Raw genomic sequence first — 26,400 nt, forward strand, 5'->3', positions numbered from 1 at the left:
CACGATTAATGAGAGCTCTGTTATATGCGGGCCAATTGGTTGTGCGGTAGATTTTGTGTGTAGGCTTCTTCATTTGAAAATTATATTGCTGAAGAAGCCGTCTATGCTAGGTTTGTGCAACAAAGTCGATGGAAAGTATCTACACGGATGAATACAGATATGGTGCTTGATGCACTGGAGCAAGCATTGCACGATCGAAGTATGCCAAAGAATGTGATTCATCATTCCGATAGAGGTGTTCAATATCTTTCTATTCGCTATACCAATCGTTTAGAAGCAGCAAATTTACGAGCATCAGTCGGTACAACTGGTGATTCATACGATAATGCTTTGGCTAAAACGGTGAATGGCTTATACAAAACAGAGGTGATTAAATATCTAAAAGCAGATTGGCAAGGTTTAGCGGATGTACAACTTGCGACATTAAATTGGGTAGATTGGTTCAATAAAGAGCGTGTACATAGTGCACTGGGTTATGTATCGCCTTTTGAGTTTGAAGCAATGTACTATGATAAGATTAACCCGTTAGGTCAGGTGGCCTAACTTAAATAAAAAGTCTCCGACAAACCCGATACGGTTCACCCTATGAACGATTAAAAGAAAAATTATGTTAATATCTTGGTGTCAGTGGAAGTACTGGTATTCACATGTCCCCTTGTCCGTTATAGGTCATTCGTCTTATGCAGCCTCCCTGATGCTCGCGTCACGGAGGCGATTTTATTAAACGCTAATGGGACAGTAGCGGTTTTGAGAGTGCCTAGAAATTATTGTACTTCTGGCGGGAAACCATCTTCATTCAGCGCCGCCACCAGCTGATCTACGCTGGCACTGCTGTCAACGGTCACGATTTTACTGTCCAGATCAATGTCAACTTTGGCATTCGGGTCCACATCTTGAATGGTGGCTGTTACACCGCGGGCGCAGCCGCCGCAAGTCATATTGGCAATATACAGTTTCATTAAGATGCTCCATGAGTCATGTGAAGATGTTTCCAGTTTAAAGCTTGTCATGATGGGAAGGTCAAGCCAAATTTTTATGCGCAGAGACTTGACCTTCCCATGATGTCAATCTGTATGCTGTAGGGAAATCCGGGTATTGGCCGAGGTAGGGCATGAGCATCTCAAATTCATCTGCTGTTTTTCGTGAAACATTGTCTATTCAGGGCATGACCTGTGCTTCATGCGTAGGCCGGGTGGAAAAAGCCTTAAAAAAAGTGGATGGGGTCGAGCAGGCCAATGTCAATCTGGCCACCGAACAGGCCGTGGTGGAATCTTCCGCACCACTTGACCGGGCCGCTTTGGTCAAAGCCATTGAGCGTGCCGGTTATGATGTGGTCGTCGCGGCACCCATCGAATTGTCAATTGATGGCATGACCTGTGCCTCCTGCGTGGCGCGGGTAGAAAAAGCCCTGAAAAAAGTGCCGGGTGTGCAGCAAGCCAATGTCAATCTGGCCACTGAGCAGGCCTGGGTCGAAGCCGATACTACGGTCAGTGCCGATAAACTGATTCAGGTCATCCGTAAGGCCGGTTATGATGCTCAGCTGCAGACTACGACCACCACTGAACAGGCGGATCAGAAAGCCAGTGAGCAGCAGCAACTAAAACGTGATCTGATAATTTCCCTGGTGCTGGCCATTCCGGTATTTGTGCTGGAAATGGGCTCGCATTTAATTCCGGCTTTTCATATGTGGGTCATGCATCAGATCGGGCAGATGCCGAGCTGGCTGTTGCAGTTCGTGTTGACCACGCTGGTATTGCTATTTCCGGGCCGGCGTTTTTATCAAAAAGGCATTCCGGCCTTGCTGCGTTTCGCGCCGGATATGAACTCGCTGGTGGCAGTCGGAACCCTGGCCGCATACAGCTTTTCGGTGGTGGCGACTTTTATGCCACAGCTGTTACCGGAAGGCACGGTCAATGTCTATTTTGAAGCTGCCGCGGTGATTGTAAGCCTGATTTTGCTGGGACGCTATTTTGAAGCCAAAGCCAAAGGCCGCACCTCGCAGGCAATTCAGCACCTGATCGGCATGCAGCCAAAAACCGCCCGCATTGTACGTAATGGCCAAAGTATGGAAGTGCCGCTGGCTGAAGTCAGCTCGGGTATGCAGGTCGATATCCGCCCAGGAGAGCGGATTCCGGTGGATGGGGAAGTGCTGGACGGCCGCAGTTATGTCGATGAATCGATGATTAGCGGAGAGCCGCTGCCAGTAGAAAAAATGGCAGGCAGCGCCGTGGTGGGCGGCACCATCAACCAGAATGGCAGCCTGAGCATCCGCGCAACTGCGGTGGGGGCAGATTCGGTGCTGGCGCAAATTATCCGCATGGTCGAGCAGGCGCAAGGCTCCAAACTGCCCATTCAGGCGCTGGTCGATAAAGTCACCATGTGGTTTGTGCCAGCCGTAATGCTAATGGCTGTGCTGACCTTTCTGGTCTGGCTGATTTTTGGTCCTGAACCGGCGCTGACCTTTGGTCTGGTCAATGCTGTAGCGGTGCTGATTATTGCCTGTCCATGTGCTATGGGGCTGGCCACTCCAACCTCGATTATGGTCGGCACTGGACGTGGGGCAGAAATGGGCATTCTGTTCCGTAAAGGCGAAGCCTTGCAGCTGTTACAGGAAGCGCAGGTGGTGGCGGTGGATAAAACCGGCACCTTAACCGAAGGCAAGCCGCAACTGACCGATTTTCATGTACAGGCCGGTTTTGAGCAGACGCAATTATTAAGCTGGGTGGCGGCGGTAGAAGCCAAGTCGGAGCATCCGATTGCCTTTGCTATTGTCGAAGCCGCGCAGCAACAAGGCTTATCTTTACCAGCTGTGAGCGATTTTGATTCGATTGTCGGGTCCGGCGTGAAAGGGCAGGTCAATGGTCAATGGCTGCATATCGGGGCCGACCGTTATATGCATCAGCTGGGTTTAAGTACCACAGCCTTTGATCAGGTTGCGGTACGTTTGGGGCAGGAGGGAAAAACACCACTGTATGTGGCGGTAGAGGATCAACTGGCGGCCATCATTGCCGTGGCCGATCCAATCAAAGACAGCACCTTTGCCGCGATTGAAGCCTTGCATCAGTTGGGCGTAAAAGTGGCAATGATCACCGGCGATAACCGGCATACCGCCGAAGCGATTGCCCGGCAGCTAAAAATTGATACTGTGGTTGCCGAAGTTCTGCCGGAAGGCAAAGTCGATAGCGTACGTGAATTGCAGCAGCAATATGGCCGTCTGGCCTTTGTCGGCGATGGGATTAATGATGCCCCGGCGCTGGCACAGGCCGATGTCGGGCTGGCCATTGGCACCGGTACCGATGTAGCCATTGAAGCCGCCGATGTGGTGCTGATGTCCGGCAGTTTAAAAGGCATTCCCAATGCGATTGCTTTAAGTCAGGCCACTATCCGCAATATCCGCCAGAACCTGTTTTGGGCCTTTGTTTATAACGTGGCCTTAATTCCGATTGCCGCCGGCGTGCTGTATCCGCTGTGGGGCATTTTACTGTCGCCGATGTTTGCTGCAGGCGCAATGGCACTGTCATCCGTGTTTGTGCTGGGCAATGCTTTACGCCTGAAGCGCTTTGCCGCGCCGCTGCAATAGCCGTTGGCGTCAGGACATTTTCGGTTTAAGATCGGAGGCAGGTCTTAAACCGCCGTATTGAGCGAGAAGCATGTGAATATTGGTCAAGCCGCAAAGCAGTCGGGCATCTCTGCCAAAATGATCCGTTATTATGAAAGTATCGGCCTGCTCACGGCTGCCCAGCGCAGTGCTGCCGGTTATCGGGTCTATTCCGAGCAGGATTTAAAAACCCTGAATTTTATTCGTCATGCCCGCGAGCTGGGCTTTTCTACCGAGCAAATGAAAGAACTGATTTCGCTGTGGAAAAATAGCGGCCGCCAGAGTGCAGAAGTGAAAGCGCTGACCTTAAAACATATTGATGAGCTGAACCAGAAAATCCAGCGTTTACAGGACATGGTCAATTTGTTGCAGCAATCTGCGCAGCATTGTCAGGGCAATCACAGCGCGGAATGTGCCATTCTGGACCAGATTGAAAAAGGCGGATAAGCCAGTAAGCAGCAGGAATCGAATTGCAGGAGGATGAATCAATGCAGATTCATCCTCCTTTTTTATGCTTTATTTACGGATTTGAATGGCAAACTGAATCACATGCGACTTCCCCTGATGCAGCTGTCCTTCATGACGTTCCACTTCACCGACAAAGAAATGCAGCAGATGATCTTGCTGGAAGATCTCTAGAAAATCACGTGGATCATACAGCATGTCAGGATTGCCCGGGCCACCGGTGGCATAGGCCAGTTGTGCTTTGGAATAGACCTCGCCAATGAACCAGCCACCGGATTTCAGGCTATGACGCACGCCGTGCAGTAATTTCTGCTGGGTCGGCTGATTGACATGACCAAACACGCAAATCGCATGCTGAAACTGGTTTTCCGGCCATTCTACCTGACTTAAATCCACCGCGGCGGTGTCCAAGGTCAGCTGTTTGGCCTGGGCATGTTTTTGGGCTTTTTCAAGCGCAACAGTCGAATAATCCCAGAGTAGTCCGGCAAACGGCAGTTGCTGTTCACGGGCGCGCTCGGCCAGATAAATCAGGTTACGGCCTTCACCTTCAGCAATGCCCAGCGTAGCGCCAGAAATCGCTAACTGCTGGGCCATCTGCTGAATAAAAACGTTGGCCGCTTCGCCATATAAATGATCGGTGCTGTGGTAGCGTTCATCCCATGGATTGCTAAAGCGAGGTGTCATATGCAGGCCCTTCATTGGTTAAAAATAAACGGGGGAGAAGATTAAGACTGGCCTTGACTATAACATATTATAAAAACATATATTGTTTTATTCGGCTTCGGCAAGTTGTATTTGGGTGAAGCCTGATGGGCCGGCTTTGCTGCGGTTAATATTCAGGGTATTTACTGCAATAGCGCTTCATCCGCAGGGCCTTCAGGCGTTATCATGGACAGATCAAAGCATTGGATTGCCTTATGAAAATTATTGCCGATGAAAATCTGGCCTTTACCGATTATTTTTTTGCCGAGTTTGGTGAAATCTCCCATCGTCCGGGCCGGACCTTAACTGCGCAGGACCTGCACGATACCGAAGCCTTACTGGTGCGCTCGGTAACCAAGGTCAATGCCGAACTGATCCAGCACAGCAAGCTGCGTTTTGTGGGCAGTGCCACCATTGGTACCGATCATCTGGATATTGCCGCGCTGGAACAGCAGCAGATTCGCTGGTCCAATGCCGCCGGCTGTAATGCACAGGCGGTTGCCGAATATGTGATTACCGCCTTACTGCATGTGCGTCCAGCCTTACTGGAAGCAGGCCAGCAGTTCTGTCTGGGCATTATCGGACTGGGCAATGTCGGTTCGCGTCTGGCGGTAATGGCGGAACTGCTGGGCTGGAAAGTGGTGGCTTATGATCCTTTGGTGCAACGTGAAAGTGTGCAGCAACTGGCATTGGCAGACGTATTGGCTCAGGCCGATGCCATTTCGATTCATGTGCCGCTGACCAAAACCGGTCCGTATCCGACTTATCATCTGTTCAATGCCGAAACCCTGGCCCAGATGAAGCCGGATGCAATTTTAATTAACTCAGCGCGTGGTCCGGTGGTGGCAGAGCAGGCATTAATGACCGATATCCAGCAGACCGGGCGTGCGGTGGTGCTGGATGTATTTGAGCATGAACCGGAAATTTCTGCCGAATTATTACATCTGGTCACGTTGGTAACGCCGCATATTGCCGGTTACAGTCTGGAAGGCAAAGCCCGCGGCACACAAATGATTTATGCCGCTTTTTGTGAAGTCTTTGGGCAAGTGGCACATAAACGCTTTGAAAACCAGTTGCCGCCGTGCAGCGATTATTTTAGTGGTCAGCCGTTAAAAGCCGCACTGCAACAGCATCTGCCACAGATGTATGATATTGCCGCCGATGACGCCAAATTACGTGCCTGCTTAAAAGACGGCAAGGTCGATCAGCAGGCCTTTGACCATTTACGCAAGACTTATCCGCTGCGCCGTGAATGGGCTGCGCATGGAGGGCCAGCCGCATGAGCCTGAACTATCAGCCGACCTGTAGTCTTGAGGCTATGCGCGCCCGCGCCAAGATGTACGCCCAGATTCGCCAGTTTTTTGCTGAGCGCGAAGTGCTGGAAGTGGAAACGCCTATTTTGTCGCAGGCCGGTGTCACCGATGTACATTTAAGCTCGGTACAGGCCAAGCGTCATGTATTGGGCCAGCAGCAGACGCATTATCTGCAAACTTCGCCTGAATTTGCCATGAAACGCCTGCTGGCCAGTGGCAGTGGCCCGATTTACCAGATCTGCAAGGTGTTTCGTGATGATGAGCATGGCCGCAAACACAATAGCGAATTTACCATGCTGGAATGGTATCGCCCGGGTTTTAGCCTGAAAGAGCTGATGTTTGAAGTCACCGATTTACTCAATCTGACCTTGGCACAGCGTTTTGGTGAAGTACGTCCAACGGTACTGAGTTATAAACATGCTTTTATGGATCGGCTGGATCTGAATCCGCTGCAAGCGACATTGCAGGAACTGAAAGCCTGCTGTCAGCGTGTCGGGCTAAGCCTCGATTTAGGTGATGATCGTCTGGGCTATATCGACCTGTTGTTCTCGCATATGGTTGAGCCTAGTCTGGGCTTTGATACGCCGGTATTCCTGACCGATTTCCCGCCGGAACTGGCCTCACTGGCCAAAACTCGTGTCGATGAAGAGGGCGAACTGGTTGCCGCCCGTTTTGAGCTGTACATTGAAGGGCTGGAACTGGCCAATGCCTATGATGAACTGGCTGATGCCGAGGTGCTCCGTGGCCGTTTTGAAGCCGACAATCAGGAGCGGGAAAAACTGGGCTTGCATGTGATGCCACTTGATGAATATCTGCTCAGTGCCTTGCCTCAGATGCCGCCATGTTCAGGTATTGCGCTGGGTATTGACCGTTTATTGATGGTTGCCACCCAGCAGATGCGTTTGGAACAGGTGATTAGCTTTCCGGCCGAACGGTCTTAAGGCGGCTTCATCCAGATCAGCACAGGGGGATGATTCATCCCTGATCAACAAAAATACCCGTGCACGACACGGGTATTTTAAATTTTATGACTCAATTTTAGCTTGCGGCGGTATATTCTGCTTTCAGCACTTCAATCGCTTTAATGCGGCGCTGAATCAGCATTTCACCAATATCGGGGCCTTTAATCTCAGGTGGTAAATCCTGCGCTTTAATGCCGCGCACCACCTGCATGGCTTTTAGCACATAATCGGCCTGCGGATAGTCCCGATCTTCCATGCCTAAACGGCCACGCGAATCACATTCACAGGCCTGGACAAAGGCTTCTACCCGTTCCGGACGACGCAATACATCCAGACGCTGTAGCAGACGCCATAAGGTGCCCGGTTTTAAGGTCAGGGCCTGATGGCATTTTAAATGTTCCTTGCACACCGCCAGCGCCAGCTGTTTGGTATAGGTCGGCACTTTCAGGCGGTCACACAGGTCAGTAACCGGCTGAATACCACGTTCTTCATGCATGATATGACGCGGTAATTCATCGGCTGGGGTCAGGGCCTTGCCCAAGTCGTGCACCAGCACGGCAAAACGCACATCCAGACTGTAATTCTGGCGGCAGGCCTGTTGCAGGGACATTAAGGTATGCACGCCGCAGTCAATTTCCGGATGATATTCCGGGCGCTGTGGAATCCCAAACAGGGCATCAATTTCCGGGAACAAGGCTTTTAAGGCACCGCAGCGACGCAGCACTTCAAAGTATTCATCGGCATGATCTTCCTGCAAGGCACGTGCGGTTTCTTTCCAGACCCGTTCCGGGGTTAAGGTGTCCAGCTCGCCAGACGCTGCCAGCGTGCGCATCAGGGCCAGGGTTTCATCGGCCACACGAAAGCCCAGCGCTTTATAACGCGCGGCAAAACGGGCAATTCTGAGCACACGTAATGGATCTTCAACAAAGGCGTCGGAAACATGACGCAGCACTTTTTGCGCCAGATCCTGCTGTCCACCATAAGGATCATAGACCTGGCCGTTTTCATCCATGGCCATGGCATTAATGGTCAGGTCACGACGGATTAAATCTTCTTCCAGCGTGACATTGGGTGCAGTATAAAACTCGAAACCATGATAGCCCTGACCGGCTTTACGTTCGGTACGGGCCAGTGCATATTCTTCTTTTGATTCAGGATGTAAAAACACAGGGAAGTCTTTGCCCACGGGCTGATAGCCTTGGGCCAGAAGCTGTTCGGGTGTTGCCCCGACAACCACATAATCTTTTTCGTGATAGGGGTGCCCCAGCAAATGATCTCGCACCGCACCGCCTACTAAATAAACTTGCATGAAAAAACCTCTATTCTTGAGGTCATCATGCAACAGAATAGAGGTTTTCTCAAGTCAGAATGCCGAGCTTTTCACTCGGCATTCAGTTTTTATAGCGCGTCTTGTTCCGCTTGCTGAATTTCTGCCACGGTTAACGCAGTCATATTCACCACACGACGGGTGGTCGCTGTTGGCGTTAAAATATGTACCGGTTTCGCTGCGCCCAGCAAGATTGGACCAATGGTCACGTTGCTGCCTGAAGTCGATTTCAACAGGTTAAACGAAATATTGGCTGCATCCAGGTTCGGCATAATCAGCAGGTTAGCTGAACCTTTGAAGCGTGAGTTCGGGAATGCGAAATGGCGAATATTTTCGTCCAGTGCCGCATCACCATGCATTTCACCTTCCACTTCAAGTTCTGGTGCAATCTCAGACAGAATATCAAACACTTTACGCATTTTTTGCGCGCTGGCATCGTTCTGGTCTGAACCAAAGCTTGAATGCGACAGCAGGGCAATACGTGGTGTTACACCAAAACGGCGTACTTCTTCAGCGGCCAGAATGGTCATTTCAGCCAGCTGTTCAGCTGTCGGATTACGGTTGATGTAAGTGTCGGCAATAAACAGGTTACGATCTTCCAGCATCAGCGCATTCAGAGTGAAGAAAGTATTGTGACCTTCTTTCAGACCAATAATATTGCTGACGAAGTCTAAGTGAATGTCGTAGCTTGAATAAGTACCACATAACATACCGTCAGCCAGACCGTGTTTCACCAGCATTGCGGCAATTAGAGTCGAACGGCGACGTGCTTCACGCTGCGCATATTCAGGCGTTACACCTTTACGCTGCATGATGCTGTAGTAATCATCAGCGAATTTTTCGTAATCCGGGTTTTTCTCCTGATCAACAATAGTGATATTCACACCATGTTCCAGACGTAAGCCCAGTTTCTTGATATTCGCTTCAATAACCGCGGTACGACCCACCAGAATCGGTTGTGCCAGACCTTCGTCCACTGCAATTTGTACTGCACGTAAAACGCGTAAGTCTTCGCCTTCTGCATAGGCAATGCGTTTCGGATCGGTTTTCGCCTGCGCAAAAATTGGTTTCATCATAAACGCAGAGTTATATACAAACTCTGACAGACGTTGATGATAAGCCGAGAAGTCCTGAATTGGACGTGTTGCCACGCCTGAATCCATCGCTGCTTTGGCAACCGCTGGAGCAATTTCAAGAATCAGACGCTGATCAAGCGGACGTGGAATTAAATAGTCACGACCAAATGAAGCAGATTTCTCACCATAGGATGCCGCATCTGCTTCTATGTGCGCCATACGTGCAATCGCGTGTACGCAGGCAATTTTCATTTCTTCGTTAATGGTGGTTGCACCGACATCTAGCGCACCACGGAAGATGTACGGGAAGCACAGCGCGTTATTCACCTGGTTCGGATAGTCGGAACGGCCGGTTGCCATAATTACATCATCACGTACTTCGTGGGCATGTTCAGGCAGAATTTCCGGGTCCGGGTTAGCCAGAGCGAAGATGATTGGATTAGCCGCCATCTGCTTGACCATTTCTTTGGTCAGAATACCGGCAGCAGAGAGACCGAGGAACATATCGGCACCGGCAATTACATCGGCCAGTTGGGTTGCTTCAATATCCTGTACGTAGCGTTTTTTCGACTCGTCCAGACCTTCACGTTTGGTGGTCAATAGACCGCGTGAGTCCGCCACAATAATATTTTCTTTTTTCGCACCCAGGGCACAAAGCAGGTCCAGGCACGACAGGGCAGCAGCACCGGCACCTGAAGCCACAATCTTGATTTCGGCAATGTTTTTGCCGTTCAGTTGTAGCGCATTCAGCAGCGCAGAACCGACGATAATTGACGTACCATGCTGGTCATCATGGAACACCGGAATGTTCATGCGTTCACGCAGTTTTTGCTCAATGTAGAAGCATTCTGGTGCCTTGATGTCTTCAAGGTTAATCCCGCCAAAGGTTGGTTCGAGTGCAGCAACGATATCAACGATTTTGTCTGGATCATTTTCAGCGATTTCAATGTCAAATACATCGACGCCGGCGAATTTCTTGAACAGAACGCCTTTACCTTCCATAACCGGTTTAGACGCTAAAGGACCGATGTTCCCTAAACCTAGTACAGCGGTACCGTTACTCACCACGGCAACCAGGTTGCCACGTGCTGTATACAGTGCTGCAGTAGAAGGATCTCGTTCAATCTCTAAACATGGTGCCGCGACACCAGGTGAGTATGCAAGCGCTAAGTCACGTTGGTTGACCAGCTGCTTACTTGGGGTAACGCTGATTTTACCTGGAGTAGGAAATTCGTGATAATACAAAGCCTGCTGTTTTAATGATTGATCGTCCATCTGAATCTCGTATGTTACTGTGTCCAGCGATGCTGGCGGTTTGTGCTAAATCTGCTCGAATATACCATTACTTACGCACTAAGCACAGTCAAAGCTGCGCATTTTTAGAACAAACTTAGAAGTTTAAGCTATAGATTAAGATTCACTAACAATAAGTGGTGTCTGCATTTTTTCACTCAGGAAGCGGGTCGCATCCTGTTGTGGCAGCGGTTTGGAGAATAAAAAGCCCTGGGCGATGTCGCAATCGAGCTTTCTGAGGTACTGAAGTTGATGTTCAGTTTCAATACCTTCAGCGACAATGGTCATGCCCATGGCTTTGCCCATGGCAATCATGGCACTGACAATGGCTTCCTGCTTGCTGTGGCCAATCTTGGACACAAAGCTGCGGTCGATCTTTAAAACATCTATAGGAAAATCGGTTAAGTAAGAGAGGGAAGAATAACCGGTACCAAAATCATCCAGCGAAATATGAATATGGCGCTTCTTGATTTCTTCCAGAATATATTTGACCTCGTCGGTATTTTCCAGCAACGACGATTCAGTAATTTCCAGTTCCAGGCTTTCACCGGAAATATGATAGGTATTGAGCGCCTCATCAATATCTTCCAGCAAATGTCCGCGTTGTAGCTGCTGCGCCACAATATTGACCGAAACCCGGATGTTATCAAAGCCCAGTGCCTGCCAGTCCCGAATCTGCTTGGCGGTTTGCTGAATTACGATATGGCCAATCTCTGAAATCAGGCTGGTTTGCTCGGCAATTGGAATAAATAAGCCGGGTGGAATCAGGCCTTTTTCCGGATGGTTCCAGCGTACCAAGGCTTCAAAACCGGAGACCTGCTGATCATGGAAATTGATTTTTGGCTGGTAATAGACGATCAGCTCATCATTTTTAATGGCCTGACGTAAATCGCGCTCAATGTGCACGTCCTGCTCTAACAGCTTGGTGGTTTCCAGCGAATAGTATTTGGTGGTATTGCCACCCAGACGCTTGGCTTCCGACAGCGCCTGTTCGGCACAGTTGTTTAAATAATCCAGCTGCCGGCCATGTTCAGGATATAAAGACACGCCCATCGACAGGGTAATAATATGGTCCTGACCCTGGATATTAAACGGCGCCGAGAAGGCTTTGGTAATACGTTCGCAATGCTGCTGCACCGATGGGCGAATATGTGACAGCTCATAAATAATGGCAAAGTCATCGCCATTTAAATGCGCCACCAACAGCGCTTCGGCATTAATGAGGCGTAAACGCTGTGCCACCTGTCTTAGCAGTTCATCGCCGCCATTATGGCTTAAATATTCATTCAGCACCCGGAACCGGTCGATGTTCAGACGAATCACCGCCAGTTGTTTAATCGAATCCTGATGGGACACCAGATACTGATGCAGCTGATAGTTATAATAAAACCGGTTAGGCAGATCGGTCAGCGTGTCATAATTTTCCAGATAGGACAGGCGCTGTTCCTGCCGGCGGCGCTCGGTTAAATCCGAGACAATCCCGACATAATGGGTAGAGCGGTTCTGCTCATTGCTGACGGTATTCATGTGCAGGCGGATGGTCAGCTCTTTGCCCGACAGGTATTTTTCATCCATTTCGCCATCATATTCGCCTTCTTTGAGCAGTTGCTTGACAATGGCATTGTGCATACTGCGCTGCCGTGATTTGTAATTGCTGGCAATATCAAACAGATGTTTGCCAATAATCTGCTCGCGACTAAAGCCGGTCAGCTGTTCAAAGCACGGATTGACCTCAATATAACGCAGGTCCTCATTCAGAATAAAAATCCCTTCTGCTGCCTGCTGTAGTACGCTGGCGGTCAGTTTCAGGCGTTCCTGATCAGTTTTTTCCTGATGGATGTCACGGCGGATACCGACCATGCGTAATGGACGCCGGGTTTCGGGGTCACGCTCAATCACACGGCCAACATCATGTACCCAGACCCATTTGCCATTGCTTTGCTGTACCCGGTAGGTCACTTCATAGCGGTCGGTCTGGCCACGCAGATGCTGCTTCATGGTGTTACGAAAATGCGCCAGATCATCCGGGTGAATCAGTTGCTGCAGTTTGTGATGATGGGCTTTGGAGCCGGACATTTTCAGCTGCTGGTGTTCATTGGTCAGGGTAATCAGGCGATGCTTGATGTCCCAATCCCATGGTTTTAACCCGGCCACTTCATGCGCCAGCACCAGATTGGCCTGTTGATCTTGCAGGGCTTTATGGATTTGCTCCAGATCAAAGGTCCGCTCTTTCACTTTCTGTTCCAGCATCTGGTTATTAAACTGCAACTGCTGCTCAATGTCTTTGGAGCGGTTCATTTCCGTTTGCAGTTGCTGGCATAGCTGGTCGGTCCAGGCCACTTGCTGTTCGGCCTGTTTTTTCAGCTGATTATTCTTGAAATAGACGCTAGATAGCCGGCGATGCATGTGCATGGAGGTATTGGCACAAATCAGCAGACAGATTAAGGCAAAGTTGGTGGCCAGATAAAACAGCGGTTCGGTGTTGCTGTTAAAGAACAGTGGGGAAATTAAATACGGCACAATGGCCGGAATAAATACCAGCGAAAAATAGCTCAGGCGCTGGGTTAAAAAGGTGAGGGCAAAGGTCTGGCTAATAATCACCAGCAAAGCCGCCAGAATAATGGCCTGATAGGTGCTCATCTCCAGACTGTACTTCGGCAGGAAATAGTACAGCAGGGCAATGCCAATACTAAGGCTAATACCAACCAGCAGGCATACCAGCTTGATCCAGCGATGTGCCATTTGAATACTGTATTGACCGGGCTTAAAGCACATTTCATTAAAGAACAGGCAGCCGGCCAGCCCCAGTTCACTCAGCAGGAACCAGGCATTAAACGCGAAAGTTGAAAAATTAAAAGAGTAGTGAAAAATAAAATAAATATAAAAACAGAGAATGAGGATGCTCAGCAAAAAGAAGCGCATCAGCCGGATTGTATTGGTGATTTGGGCAGCATACAAATACTGCTCCATGAGCTCATCCTGATGGTCTGACATATATCCCCAAAACCCTATAAATTACAGAGTATGTAAAAATCCATTTTATTTTATGAATAACCTGATATTAGGTGAAATTGTAAAATAATATTTTGAGATTAGTCAGTAAACTTTAAAAAAGCAATCATCTGACTCAGCATTCAGCTAAAAATAAGACGAATTACACGCTGAAGTTAAAATTTAAAATAGAAAGTGCGACCACAGGCGCAGTTTCAGTTCTTAACACGCGCTCGCCTATACACCAGTTCACAAAACCTTTCGTATTTGCGCTACTGATTTCAGCCTCGCTCAGGCCGCCTTCAGGCCCAATTAACAGGGCAAGTTCTGGCGTGGCATTGTGTAAGACATTCACTTCATCTTTGTTGGGTGCTAATACCAGTTTAGTCGCTGGCAGATTGGTGTCGAGCCATTTTTCCAGCGGCATCGGCGGGAGAATTTTAGGCACAATATTCAGACCACATTGTTCACAAGCAGCAATGGCGATACCTTGCCAGTGATCCAGTTTTTTCTGGTCACGGTCGTATTTCAGACGCATTTCGCAGCGTTCAGAGGTGAGGAGCTGAATCTCGGAAACGCCGAGTTCCACCGCTTTTTGAATGGCATAATCCATCCGGTCGCCCTTACTCATGACCTGACCGAGCAGGGCCTTGAATTTAGGTGTACGGTTGCCCGGATTAAAGCTGTTGACCATCACCGTTGCTGTTTTTTTCTGGACGTCGGTAAGGGTCACTTCATATTCGCCACCTTGTCCATTGAACAGGGTGGCTGTGTCGCCCACTTGTGCGCGCAGTACTTTACACCAATGGTGAAATACGGTTTCGGTCAGCGCGAGCTGCGTCTCAACCGTTAATTCAGCTTCAATATAAAAACGTGGCATAAAGTACAACTCGCAAAAAGAAAATTAGGCTAAACCAAGATCAGTCACAAGCTGACGGGTAGGCTCGGTATTGTTCATGGTGTAGAAGTGCAGACTTGGCGCACCACCTGCAATCAGGCGTTCACAGAATTTCAGCACCACTTCATGACCGAAGGCTTTAATCGATGCCGTGTCATCACCATATGTCGCCAGTTGCTTGCGAATCCAGCGTGGAATTTCAGCACCAGTACTATCGGCAAAGCGAATCAGGTTGCTGGCATTGGTAATTGGCATAATACCCGGCGCCACCGGAATATTGACACCGGCTTGCTGAATACGCTCAACAAAGTAGAAGTAGGCATCCGGATTGAAAAAGAATTGCGTTAAGGCTGCATTGGCGCCGGCATTTACTTTTTCAACAAAATGCTGAATATCTTTATCAAAGCTTTCCGCTTGTGGGTGCATTTCCGGATAGGCAGCCACTTCAATATGGAAATGATCACCGGAATGTTCACGAATAAAGCGGACTAGATCCTGTGCATATGGCAATTCACCCAAGCCAACCTGACCGGATGGCAAGTCACCACGCAGTGCCACAATACGGTCAATACCTTGTGATTTGTACAGGTCCAGCAATTCGGCAATACGGGCTTTATCATCACCAATACAAGACAGGTGAGGCGCAACCGGTGTGCCTTTGCCATTGAAGTCGTTAATGGTCGATAAGGTACGTTCACGAGTTGAACCACCAGCGCCATAGGTCACCGAGAAAAATTCTGGATTTAAAAGCTGAAGCTCTTGGTGTACGGTCTTGAGTTTTTCTGCACCGGCATCAGTTTTGGTTGGGAAGAACTCGAATGAAATCGGAATCTGTTTTGACATGTTGAAATCCTTTTTATAAATACTTTTTATTCACCCTCTCCCTGACCTCTCCCAAAGGGAGAGGAGTATTCATTACTGAATAACGCAGAGTCTTGGCTCAAATTACTTAAATTTCACAAGTAAAACTCGTAATGTAAATGATTTGAGAGTTCACCCTCTCCCTATGGGAGAGGGATGGGGTGAGGGCTAATTAATATTTATAAGCATCCGATTTAAACGGACCTTCAACCGCTACACCTAAGTAGTCCGCTTGTTCTTGCGTCAATTGCGTCAGAACGCCGCCAAAACCTGCAACCATTGCAGCTGCAACTTCTTCGTCCAATTTCTTCGGAAGCAGTTCAACGCGAATCGCGGCTTGTTTTTGATCTTCAGGAAGATCAGCAAATTTCTCAGCGAACAAGTGCATTTGACCTAAAACCTGGTTGGCAAATGAACCGTCCATCACGCGTGATGGGTGACCTGTTGCGTTACCCAGGTTCACTAAACGACCTTCAGACAGCAGGATCAGGTAATCGTTTTCATTTTCTGAACGATACACCTGGTGAACTTGAGGTTTCACTTCAACCCACTTGTAACCACGTAGGTAGTTGGTGTCGATTTCAGTGTCAAAGTGACCGATGTTACATACAACAGCACCTGCTTTTAATGTATCCAGCATGGCAGCGTCACAAACGTGGTAGTTACCCGTTGTTGTTACGATCAGGTCAGTGTTTAAAAGAAGGTCAGCGTTAACGTCTTCTTTCTTGCCGGTTTGAACACCATTTTTGTATGGAGAAACCACTTCATAACCGTCCATGCAGGCTTGCATTGCACAGATAGGATCGATTTCAGAAACACGTACGATCATGCCTTCTTGACGAAGTGATTGCGCAGAACCTTTACCTACGTCACCGTAACCAATGACCAGCGCACGACGACCAGATAAAAGCATATCGGTTGCACGTTTGATGGCATCGTTGAGTGAGTGACGGCAACCGTATTTGTTGTCGTTTTTAGACTTGGTTACTGAATCGTTTACATTGATTGCAGGTACTTTCAGAGAACCGTCTTTCCACATTTCAAGCAGACGTTGTACACCTGTGGTGGTTTCTTCAGTAATACCGTGGATTTTCGCCAAAACTTCTGGGTATTTTTCGTGAACAAGTGCAGTTAAGTCACCGCCATCATCCAGAATCATGTTGGCATCCCAAGGCGTGCCATTCACGTTAATTTGTTGCTCTAAGCACCACACGTATTCTTCTTCAGTTTCACCTTTCCAAGCGAACACAGGAACACCAGACGCAGCAATGGCAGCAGCAGCGTGGTCTTGAGTCGAGAAGATGTTACAAGAGGTCCAGCGTACTTCAGCGCCAAGTTCAACCAAAGTTTCGATCAGAACTGCTGTTTGGATTGTCATGTGGATACAACCCAGGATTTTAGCGCCCGCAAGTGGTTTAGCCGCAGAGTAGCGTTTACGCAGACCCATCAGGGCTGGCATTTCAGCTTCTGCAAGTTTGATTTCTTTACGACCGAAGTCTGCTAAAGTGATGTCTGCTACTTTGTAATCAGTAAATGAAGCATTAACCGCGTTCATCACGATCTCCTTAATAAAAACAATTGATCATTCAGTTCGCGGATGCCGTTGTTGATCAAAGCGGATGTTTGACCGATGGTCGAGCCTAGCGCTTTTACATTTCGTACCTGTAAAACGTCGCAGCATCCCTCGACTAGCGCAGTATTGTACTTGGAAATTGCCCAGAGTTCCAATCTGAAATTGTTGAATATCTGGCTAAACTGTTCCGGTTTCTCGCTGTAGTGTTCTTTGATCTCCAAAACAATTAAAAATTCCGGCTAATCCAGCGCCTATCTCCATGCATCAATATAAAAAAGCCCATCATCTGATGAGGTTTTGATCGGGTTGAATGGGTTAATCGGCAGCTTTGGCTTTTTCGGCCCAGTAATCTGCCTGTGCTTCATTAATCTCGACCCCCAGGCCATGTTCATAAATACAAGCCAAATCGCGCATGGCCTGTGCATCACCGAGTTCAGCCGCTTGCTGAACCAAATTTACCGAGGTCGGAATATCTTTTTCTACCACATTCCCACGACGATAATAGCCAGCCAGCTCCAGAATTGCGCCTGCATGTTTCTGTTCGCTTGCTTGTTTCAACCAGTAATAGGCTAACTCAAAGTGAGTTTTGGAATCTTCAGGATCATCTTCCTGCACGTCTTTGGCATAGACGGTATAGCCTTCGCCCAACCAGTACATGGCTTCCAAGTGACCATTTTCAGCGGCTTTTAAGGCCCATTCTTCAGCCAGCAGGTTGTCATCTTCATGCTCGCTTTGCATATACAATTCAGCCAGCTCAAACTGGGCATCGGCTTGGCCTGCAAGCGCACGGTTAATCAGGGCGGGAGGAACTGTGATGGCGTCCGACATGGTCATATCCAGAAAATATTTGCTATAAGCCTAAAAGGTCTGCCGGAAAAAAGCCAATCTGAAATGAAATGTTTTGAGTCATAGCGCAAAATTGCTCGCTAAATTGTGGTAATTTTCAACTTTTAAAATATCAAGTATAGTGCAAATTACTATATAAAATTACAACAATAGCCTTGTATTTTAACCCTAAATTCTCCGAAGATAAGATTTTAAACGGTTATAAAAATCGAGTTTCTATGCAGCTCACTAAAACCTGTCTTAGCTTGGGGTTAGCCATGAGTATCTCTCAGTTTGCTTTTGCAGATTGGGTGGATGATGCCCTACAAAAGTCGAGCAGCATACCATTCAATTGCGTCATCATATTCACGCCAATCCTGAACTTGGCAATATGGAATTTAAAACGTCGGAACTGGTGCAAAAAGAATTACGTTCTTACGGCATTGAAGTGAAAAAAGGCTTTGCCAAAACCGGTGTGATTGGCGTATTAAAAGGTGTAAAACCGAGCCCGATTATGGCCTTGCGTGCCGATATAGATGCCTTACCGATGGAAGAAAAAGCCCAGGTACCTTTTGCCAGTAAAGTCAAAGGTATTTATCAGGGCGCAGAAACACCGGTTGCGCATGCCTGCGGACATGATACCCACACTGCCATGTTGTTAGGTGCAGCTAAAGCACTGGCAGAAAATAAAGATAAAATTGCCGGAACCGTGGTCTTTGTATTCCAGCCTGCGGAAGAAGGTGGTGCCGATATTGATAACTTCCTGAATGGTGATCAGGTCGGTGCACGTAAAATAATTGCCGATGGCGCACTGAATAATCCAAAACCTGAAGTGATTTTTGGGATGCACGTGATGGCGGGTATGCCAAGTGGCAATATTTTCTATAAAGATGGTGTGGCTTTAAACAGTGCCGACAATATTCGAGTGACTTTAACCGGTCAGCAGGTACATGGTTCCATGCCGTGGAAAGGACGTGATTCTATTGTCGCCGCGGCCGATATTATCCAGAATGTACAGACTATGGTGTCTCGTCGTGCTGACTTGAGTAAAGGCATGGGCGTGGTCAGTATCGGGCAGATTCAGGGTGGTACCAGTGGTAATATCTTGCCTGAACAGGTGTCAATGATCGGGACCATTCGTTCCAACCATGAAGATATCCGTCAAAGCATCTACAAAAACCTGCCAACCATGATTAATCACACCGCGCAAGCCAATGATGTAAAAGCCAAAGTAGAAATTTCACCGTATGCACCGGTCACAACCAATGATAAAACCTTAACTGAATTGATGGCGCCATCTTTAATTCAGGCCGCGGGTGAAGGTAAGGCGCATGTTTTAGAACATAACCAGAGCGCCAGTGAAGACTTTTCTTATTATGGCCAGCTGATGCCATCTTTATTTGTATTCCTGGGTGCGACACCAGCTGATCAGGATATGAGTAAAGCCGCACCGAACCATAACCCGTACTTTATTGTCGATGATAAAACCTTAAAAACCGGGGTAGAGTCGCATATGCGTTTTATTCTGGATTATCCAAAAGTTGCCAGCCAGGTACAAAGTGCATGGAAGGCTAAAAAATAATGGTCTTGAACCTATAAAACTCAAGAGAAAAACGGAGCAAATCGGCTCCGTTTTTTATGGCTCATAGATAGAACAATCAAATATCCGCTTTGAAATATAAAATTGAGCAGGAGAGAGTTAGGTAATAACGATGGAAGTTTAACGGAACCCATATATCAAAATAGCCTAAGTTATTTAATCTCTTTTACCTCTCAGAACCTGATCATGCGTTAATTATAAAATGAAGATTAAATATTCCTTGTTTGCGTCTGTTATGACTTAGAGAGAAAACCAGGATAAGGGAGTTTTTGATTTATCAGAGGATGGATAACAGCAGTCGATGTAAACCAATTCATCTTTAATTTAAATTACTTACAAAAATAGAGTTGAGCGGAGCCGTAGCATTTTTTAAGTTAGACCCATACAACGGAACAAAAAAAGAGAAGAAAAAAATGGTGAACTTTCTAACCGCAGAAGATGCAAAAGTGCTTTCGGCGCATGCCAATCTGGACATCAACCTGTATAAAGCGCGTTTAGCCAGTTTAATTGAAGAGAATGCCAAGCAGGGCAACACTGCAGTATTTACGGTATTGCCCAAACATTTGCCTTTGGAAGAAATTCGCAATCTCTCTGCCGAACTGACCCAGCTTGGTTATCAGGTACGTTTTGAAGTCAGTGAATTCTTTTACAGCTTTAATGTGTACTGGATTTAAACCCGTTCGAAATTTACGAGTTGGCCTGATAGTCCTGAATGACTTCTAACGCCGCACGGAAGGCCTCTTGCGTAGCCGGTGCGCCGCAATAGGGCAGGCTATGTAGCAGCACTTCCTGAATTTCTTCCACTGTCGCGCCATTATTTAAAGCCCCGCGTACATGACCTTTTAATTCAGTCGGGCTTTTGAGCGCAGTTAAAAAGGCAATTGTCACCAGTGAACGATATTTGCGCGGCAATACATCTTCACGTTGCCAGGTAGAACCCCAGGCATGTTCATTAATCCAGTCCTGCAAAGGCTGGGTAAACGGCACAGTATTGTCCTGCGCACGTTTCACAAAACTTTCACCCATGACTTCTGTACGTACTTTTAAACCATTGTCATAATCTTGTTGTGACATCTTGTTTCCCTCAATATTGTTTTCGATGTAGCTTAACGGCTTATGTAGTCTATACCATTGGAAGATGGTCGTAGAATGCCTGTCAGAAGTGTCATTTCCAGTCCATAAAAAAGTGGCCCGAAAGCCACTTTATTCAATATTCAGCATATAACTAAAAACGGATAAACGGTTCCGGATCCTCTTTATGATGATCTGTGGCCAGTTGTGCGGTGCCACCGGTTTTCGGTTCTGCCGATGCTGCCGGAGGATGAGCTTCCGTATCGACACCTAAAGGTTCAATTAAATGCGGATTGTCTAGTGGCAGGGTCTGTTCCAGCTGCATATCGAAAATATCGGTCAAAATACTGTCAAAGCGCTGCGCGTTATAACTGAGTAGCTGGCTAGCTTCTTCGGGTTGAATCGCGCCGGTATTTAGGGCATCGGCAATGTGTTCTTCAAAACTGAGGCCATCAAAACTGCCTTTGGCTTCAGCTTTTTTAAAGCGATCCCACAGCGGTTCAATCTCGGTTAAGCTCTGGAAGGTACTTTCCATCCGGCCAAAGACATCGTCCGGGTCCGTGTTATAGAAAACATGCTGTTTCAGCTGCTGGCGAAAAGCATTATCCTGCATCATGCTCATGGCCACATCACGTTTCAGCTGATCGCTTGGTGGCTGCAAGGCACGGCCCCACGGGAAGCAGATCAATTTCACGACGCCAGCCGCCAGTTGCATAGGGAAATTATTGAACAGTCCAAAGAAGGCTTCTTGTGCATTAAACAGTGCTTTGTCTAAAGCCAGTTGCGCATGCAGTTGCTCATCTGCGGTTTTTTGCCCATGTGCATAGTATTTTAAGATGGCGGTGGCAATAAACAGCTGCGCATGAATATCGGCCAGGCGTCCGGACAGCATTTCCTTGCGTTTAATATCACCGGCCAATAAACCCAGACACATATCGGCAGTCAGGGCAAAGGCCGCACTAAAACGGTTGATGGTTTTGTAATAAGGCCGGCTAAATTCATCGGCTTGTTGCGGAGCATCGGATGAACCGCCAAACCAGCCAAAGGCAAATGCGCGCGCAGTCCGGTTAAGGGTATAGCCCAGATGATGATAGAACAGTTCATTAAATTGTGTCAGCGCGGCATCTTTATCAGGGGCTTGTAGCAGTTGTAATTCTTCATACAAATACGGATGGCAACGCATCGAACCCTGGCCAAAAATCATCAGCGAGCGGCTTAAAATATTGGCCCCTTCAACGGTAATGGAAACTGGAATGGCCTGATAGGTCAGCGCCAGAAAGTTCCGTGGACCCAACTGGATGGCGCGGCCACCGACCACATCCATACCATGATTAACCACACGGCGCATAGACTCTGTGGCATAGTACTTGGCCATCGCGGTCATCACGGCAGGTTTGCCGCCCTGATTCAGTCCACAGGTCACCAGATAGCGAAAGGCTTCCAGCATATAGGTTTCACTGGCAATATCACTGGTGACTTCCTGTACGCCTTCAAATTTCCCCACCGACAACTTGAATTGCTGGCGGATTCGCGCAAAAGCACCGACATTTAAATAGGTTATTTCCCCGGCAGCGGTTGACAGTGCCGGTAAGGAAATCCCGCGACCGACGGCCAGACATTCCATTAACATGCGCCAGCCTTTACCGGCATTTTCCACACCACCGATAATCCAGTCGAGTGGAATAAACACATCCTGACCTTCGACCGTGCCATTCATAAATGGTGAACCGGGATGATGGCGCGGCCCGACTTTCACTCCGGCGTGATTGGCCGGCAGCAGCGCACAGGTAATGCCGTAGTCGGTTTTAGTCTTATCGCCGAGTAAACCGTCCGGATCATACAGTTTAAAAGCCAGACCAATCACGGTGGCAATGGGTGCCAATGTAATCCATCGTTTGGAGAAATTCATTTTCAGACCCAGTACGTGCCGGCCTTCAAACTGGCCATAGCAGACCACGCCAGTATCGGGGATGGCACCGGCATCGGAGCCGGCTTCCGGGCTGGTCAGCCCAAAGCAGGGAATTTCTTCGCCTTTGGCCAGACCGGGCAAGTAACGTTTTTTCTGCTCATCGGTACCGTAGTGCAGCAGCAACTCACCCGGGCCTAAGGAATTGGGCACCATACAGCTGACCGCGGCGGTTAGGGAGCGTGAGGCAATTTTGCTCATAATCCGGCTTTGCGCAAAAGAACTGAAAGCCTTGCCGCCGTATTCCTTGGGAATAATCAGGCCCAAAAATCCATGGGTTTTAATAAACTGCCAGGTTTCAGGAGATAAATCTTTGTGCTTATGATGGATTTCCCATTCATCCAGCATGTTGCACAGCTGTTCCACTTCATTGTCTAAAAAGGATTGTTCCTCCGCACTGAGCGTAGGATAGGGATATTGCTCAAAGGTATCCCAGTTGGGCGCACCCATAAACAGCTCTTTTTCCCACCAGCTGGTGCCGGCATCCAGTGCTTCACGTTCGGTGCTGCTCATGCTTGGCATGGCTTGTGACAAAGCCTTATACGCGGGTTGGGTGATGATTTTCATGCGCAAGGCATCCACCATCACAATTATGCTCAGCACAATTAACGGAATGCCTAAAATTAAGGACCAGGGATTAATAAAGGCAGAGACAATACTGACCGCGATCAGGGTCATGGCACCGCTGTTGCGAGACAGCTGAAAATAGAAAATCGCCCACAGTGTAAAAACAAGAATGACGATACTGAGTATAAAAAGCATTATTGTATTTCTCCCGGCTGCTACAGCATCACCGTGCCTGCAAGGAAAAATGAAAGAAATGCTGCTTCATTTTGTCTGAAGTCATCCGGTGAAGGCTGTTCTTGGAACGTCGGTATCGTTTTTTTAAATATCAAGACCATTAAAACGATTGCTAAAAACAAACTCTATGGATGAAGATTGGTTGAAAAATGATCGCTATTCAAGTAAAAACGCGCAACGAAATGTGAAGATAAGTAAGGGATTAGCAGCTAGGTCAAAGAAGGATAGAAATTTATTTCTGATTTGAATGGGGTGTTTTTTTAAAGATGAGCCGTCTTTGGATTTAAGAGGAAATAGATGATCTCTCTGGGCTAAAAATTCTGATTCGAGGACGAAGTAAAAATTTAAGTAAAAGATGACCTTGTAAAAAAGCCCCGAATCCGGGGGCTTGTTTTCTCAGCTTAGTTTTCTCAGCTTATGCTTCGATGGTTTGTACACTAATTTTCTTGGCAGGATCAGTCTTGCGACGTACTTCTGGAACTGGCTCGCCGTAGTATTGACGGTCTGCAAAATAACTTGAACGCACCATTGGTGCAGACCAGATATTTTTAAAGCCCAGTTTGCGGCCATGTTCTGCATAACGCTCAAATTCTTCTGGTGTTACAAAGCGGTCAATTGGTGCGTGCTGTTTTGATGGCTGTAAATATTGGCCAATGGTCACATAATCTACATCATGTGCTCTCAGATCATCCAATAATGAAATCACTTCTTCTTCAGTTTCACCAATACCCACCATCAGGCCACACTTGGTTGGAATTTCTGGGCAGTATTCTTTAAACATTTTCAGCAGGTTTAAAGAGTGCTGATAGTCTGAACCTGGACGCATGGCTTTATATAAACGTGGCACGGTTTCAATATTGTGGTTAAACACATCTGGCGGACATTCAGTCATAATGCGCAGCGCAATATCCATACGGCCACGGAAATCCGGAACCAGAATTTCCAGCAGGGTATTCGGACTTAAGGCACGGGCTTCTTTAATACAGTCAACAAAATGCTGTGCACCGCCATCAAGCAGGTCATCACGGTCTACCGAGGTAATGACCGCATATTTCAGGCCTAAGTTGGCAATGGTTTCTGCCATATGACGCGGCTCATCCGGATCAAGCGCATTCGGACGGCCATGGGCAACGTCACAGAACGGACAGCGACGAGTACAAATATCACCCATAATCATAAAGGTTGCAGTACCGCCACCAAAACATTCTGGCAGGTTCGGACAGGCTGCTTCTTCGCAAACGGTATGCAGTTTTTGCTGACGCAGTGTCGATTTGATCCGTTGAACTTCTTCTGGTGCCGCCATCTTGACCCGAATCCAGTCCGGTTTGCGCGGCGTTTCAACCGTAGGCACAACTTTTACAGGAATACGAGCGACCTTTTCTGCGCCACGAAGTTTAACACCCTGTTCTGGTTTACGGTTTTCAGACATATTCAACTTTTCCACTGTTTTGACGGGGGAGATATTCGAAAAATAGCGCCTCCATTATAACGGACTTGGGTGCAAATAGGAAAAAAACGATATTCATTTAAAAAATGTGGCTATCACGCAATATATGCTAGGTAAATACAGAAAATCATGATGTTTTCAGTCATAATATGCATATGAGATATAAACAGAATAGATTAGTTTAAGGAGCGTTGAATGCCACGTAAAAAAGAGGTGGTTGCCGGAACTTTCGTTAAATATGATGCGGTGGTCTTAGGTTCTGGTCCTGCAGGTGAAGGCGCAGCAATGAAACTTGCCAAATCGGGCATGCGTGTTGCTGTGGTGGATATGCGTGAGCAACTCGGCGGTAACTGTACTCACGTGGGCACAATCCCAAGTAAGGCGCTGCGTCAGACGGTATCCAGCATCATCCGTTACCAGCGTGATCCGATGTTCCAGAAAGTGGGCGACTGGAAACAGTTCACCATGAAACAGGTGCTGCGTAATGCACATAAAGTGATTCAGCAGCAGGTCGATACCCACTCGCGCTTCTATGACCGCAATAAAATTGATATCTATCACGGTCGTGCTTATGTGCAGGACAAAAATACCGTGCTGGTATTCAGTCCGGAAGGCATTAAGGAAACCCTGATTTTTAAGCAGCTGGTGATTGCAACCGGTTCACGTCCGTATCGTCCAGAAATTTTAGACTTTAACCATCCACGTGTATTCGATTCAGACAAGATTCTGGATCTGGATTTCTCGATTCAGAAAATCATCATTTATGGTGCCGGTGTCATTGGCTGTGAATATGCCTCGATCTTCATTGGTCTGGACCATAAAGTCGACCTGATTAACACCCAGCATAAATTGCTCAGCTATCTGGATGATGAAATCTCCGATGCCTTGTCCTATCACTTGCGTGAACAGGGCGTGTTGATTCGTCACAATGAGCAGATTGATCATTTGGAAACCTTTGATGATCACGTAGTGCTGCATTTGCAAAGTGGCAAGAAAATCAAAGCCGATGCCATCTTGTGGTGTAACGGCCGTTCAGGCAATACCGATGGTTTAGGCCTGGAAAATGTTGGCTTAAAACCAAACAGCCGCGGTCAGCTGACGGTAAATGAGCAATATCAGACTGAAGTAGAAAATATTTTCGCTGCTGGTGACGTGATTGGCTGGCCATCTCTGGCGTCTGCTGCCTATGACCAGGGTCGCTGTGCAGGGGCCAACATGAGTGGCGAAGAAAATGTGGCACCGGTGACTGATATTCCAACCGGTATTTATACCATTCCGGAAATTTCTTCAATTGGTAAGACCGAGCAGGAACTGACTGAAGAAAAAATTCCGTACGAAGTGGGTCAGGCTTCTTTCCGTCATCTGGCACGTGCGCAAATTACCGGTGATACGGTTGGTGAACTGAAAATTCTGTTCCACCGTGAAACTTTAGAAGTATTAGGTGTACATTGCTTCGGGAATAACGCGGCAGAAATTATTCACATTGGTCAGGCGGTAATGAACAGCCCGAACAATACCATCAAGTATTTTGTAGAAACCACATTTAACTATCCAACGATGGCAGAAGCGTATCGTGTGGCGACCTTAAATGGTATGAACCGTCTGTTCTAAGCGGTTGCTCATACTGAAAA

General features: G+C 47.7%; 18 protein-coding genes and 2 pseudogenes. 8 read left to right on the forward strand and 12 right to left on the reverse strand.

Annotation, left to right across the window (positions count from 1 at the left end; genetic code table 11):
• Window positions 1-129: 129 nt before the first annotated feature.
• Window positions 130-543 (forward strand): annotated as a pseudogene (locus tag FTT89_RS07640) (integrase core domain-containing protein); the annotation flags it as partial.
• A 221-nt stretch (window positions 544-764) separates the two neighbouring features.
• Here the strand turns inward: FTT89_RS07640 and FTT89_RS07645 are convergent.
• A complete protein-coding gene (locus FTT89_RS07645) occupies window positions 765-959 on the reverse strand; it encodes a heavy-metal-associated domain-containing protein (protein ID WP_127799610.1) in 195 nt (64 codons plus the stop codon).
• A 152-nt stretch (window positions 960-1,111) separates the two neighbouring features.
• On the opposite strand from FTT89_RS07645, the gene FTT89_RS07650 reads away from it, so the two are divergent.
• Complete coding sequence (locus FTT89_RS07650; protein ID WP_180006461.1) at window positions 1,112-3,580, forward strand: heavy metal translocating P-type ATPase; 2,469 nt, start codon at window positions 1,112-1,114, stop codon at window positions 3,578-3,580.
• A 72-nt stretch (window positions 3,581-3,652) separates the two neighbouring features.
• Complete coding sequence (gene cueR, locus FTT89_RS07655; protein WP_005179173.1) at window positions 3,653-4,045, forward strand: Cu(I)-responsive transcriptional regulator; 393 nt, start codon at window positions 3,653-3,655, stop codon at window positions 4,043-4,045.
• 69 nt (window positions 4,046-4,114) lie between these two features.
• Here cueR and FTT89_RS07660 read toward each other — a convergent pair whose 3' ends face one another.
• The gene (locus tag FTT89_RS07660) at window positions 4,115-4,747 is read right to left on the reverse strand and encodes a class I SAM-dependent methyltransferase (protein ID WP_005179171.1); all 633 of its coding nucleotides are present in this window, start codon (window positions 4,745-4,747) and stop codon (window positions 4,115-4,117) included.
• Window positions 4,748-4,980: 233 nt separating this feature from the next.
• On the opposite strand from FTT89_RS07660, the gene FTT89_RS07665 reads away from it, so the two are divergent.
• Window positions 4,981-6,048 (forward strand): 4-phosphoerythronate dehydrogenase, encoded by a 1,068-nt coding sequence (locus FTT89_RS07665; RefSeq protein WP_005179168.1) that lies wholly within the window; start codon window positions 4,981-4,983, stop codon window positions 6,046-6,048.
• Window positions 6,045-7,019, forward strand: a complete 975-nt coding sequence (gene epmA / locus FTT89_RS07670; RefSeq protein ID WP_180006460.1) for an EF-P lysine aminoacylase EpmA — start codon at window positions 6,045-6,047, stop codon at window positions 7,017-7,019. Before FTT89_RS07665 ends, epmA begins: the two co-directional genes overlap by 4 nt.
• Before the next feature lie 97 nt (window positions 7,020-7,116).
• Here the strand turns inward: epmA and FTT89_RS07675 are convergent, their stop codons facing one another.
• From FTT89_RS07675 to FTT89_RS07705, 7 genes are all read right to left on the reverse strand, one after another.
• Window positions 7,117-8,349 (reverse strand): multifunctional CCA addition/repair protein, encoded by a 1,233-nt coding sequence (locus FTT89_RS07675; protein ID WP_075168179.1) that lies wholly within the window; start codon window positions 8,347-8,349, stop codon window positions 7,117-7,119.
• 89 nt (window positions 8,350-8,438) lie between these two features.
• A complete protein-coding gene (locus FTT89_RS07680; protein ID WP_104488292.1) occupies window positions 8,439-10,718 on the reverse strand; it encodes an NADP-dependent malic enzyme in 2,280 nt (759 codons plus the stop codon).
• Between the two features lie 135 nt (window positions 10,719-10,853).
• Complete coding sequence (locus FTT89_RS07685) at window positions 10,854-13,730, reverse strand: EAL domain-containing protein (protein ID WP_180172774.1); 2,877 nt, start codon at window positions 13,728-13,730, stop codon at window positions 10,854-10,856.
• Between the two features lie 160 nt (window positions 13,731-13,890).
• Window positions 13,891-14,607, reverse strand: coding sequence for a 16S rRNA (uracil(1498)-N(3))-methyltransferase (locus FTT89_RS07690; protein WP_127799600.1), 717 nt, complete (start codon window positions 14,605-14,607; stop codon window positions 13,891-13,893).
• A gap of 24 nt (window positions 14,608-14,631) precedes the next feature.
• A complete protein-coding gene (metF, locus tag FTT89_RS07695) occupies window positions 14,632-15,468 on the reverse strand; it encodes a methylenetetrahydrofolate reductase [NAD(P)H] (protein WP_016659212.1) in 837 nt (278 codons plus the stop codon).
• Window positions 15,469-15,658: 190 nt separating this feature from the next.
• On the reverse strand, window positions 15,659-17,041 hold the full coding sequence (gene ahcY, locus FTT89_RS07700; RefSeq protein ID WP_005179150.1) for an adenosylhomocysteinase: 1,383 nt from the start codon (window positions 17,039-17,041) through the stop codon (window positions 15,659-15,661).
• A 333-nt stretch (window positions 17,042-17,374) separates the two neighbouring features.
• Window positions 17,375-17,887, reverse strand: a complete 513-nt coding sequence (locus FTT89_RS07705; protein ID WP_180054973.1) for a tetratricopeptide repeat protein — start codon at window positions 17,885-17,887, stop codon at window positions 17,375-17,377.
• Window positions 17,888-18,123: 236 nt separating this feature from the next.
• Here FTT89_RS07705 and FTT89_RS07710 point away from each other — a divergent pair.
• Together FTT89_RS07710 and FTT89_RS07715 are read left to right on the forward strand one after the other, a co-directional pair.
• A pseudogene (locus FTT89_RS07710) lies at window positions 18,124-19,466 on the forward strand (amidohydrolase).
• Between the two features lie 431 nt (window positions 19,467-19,897).
• Window positions 19,898-20,158, forward strand: coding sequence for a hypothetical protein (locus FTT89_RS07715; protein ID WP_005179143.1), 261 nt, complete (start codon window positions 19,898-19,900; stop codon window positions 20,156-20,158).
• A 13-nt stretch (window positions 20,159-20,171) separates the two neighbouring features.
• Here the strand turns inward: FTT89_RS07715 and FTT89_RS07720 are convergent, their stop codons facing one another.
• The 3 genes from FTT89_RS07720 to lipA all read right to left on the reverse strand — a co-directional run bounded on the left by FTT89_RS07720 (window position 20,172) and on the right by lipA (window position 24,751).
• Window positions 20,172-20,558, reverse strand: coding sequence for a carboxymuconolactone decarboxylase family protein (locus FTT89_RS07720; protein WP_104484600.1), 387 nt, complete (start codon window positions 20,556-20,558; stop codon window positions 20,172-20,174).
• 151 nt (window positions 20,559-20,709) lie between these two features.
• On the reverse strand, window positions 20,710-23,283 hold the full coding sequence (locus FTT89_RS07725) for an acyl-CoA dehydrogenase (RefSeq protein WP_180061381.1): 2,574 nt from the start codon (window positions 23,281-23,283) through the stop codon (window positions 20,710-20,712).
• 454 nt (window positions 23,284-23,737) lie between these two features.
• The gene (lipA, locus tag FTT89_RS07730; protein ID WP_180061382.1) at window positions 23,738-24,751 is read right to left on the reverse strand and encodes a lipoyl synthase; all 1,014 of its coding nucleotides are present in this window, start codon (window positions 24,749-24,751) and stop codon (window positions 23,738-23,740) included.
• A 213-nt stretch (window positions 24,752-24,964) separates the two neighbouring features.
• On the opposite strand from lipA, the gene sthA reads away from it, so the two are divergent.
• On the forward strand, window positions 24,965-26,380 hold the full coding sequence (gene sthA, locus FTT89_RS07735; protein ID WP_005179136.1) for a Si-specific NAD(P)(+) transhydrogenase: 1,416 nt from the start codon (window positions 24,965-24,967) through the stop codon (window positions 26,378-26,380).
• The last annotated feature ends 20 nt before the right edge of the window (window positions 26,381-26,400 follow it).

Source organism: Acinetobacter sp. YH01025, assembly GCF_013420185.1.
Lineage (GTDB): Bacteria > Pseudomonadota > Gammaproteobacteria > Pseudomonadales > Moraxellaceae > Acinetobacter > Acinetobacter indicus.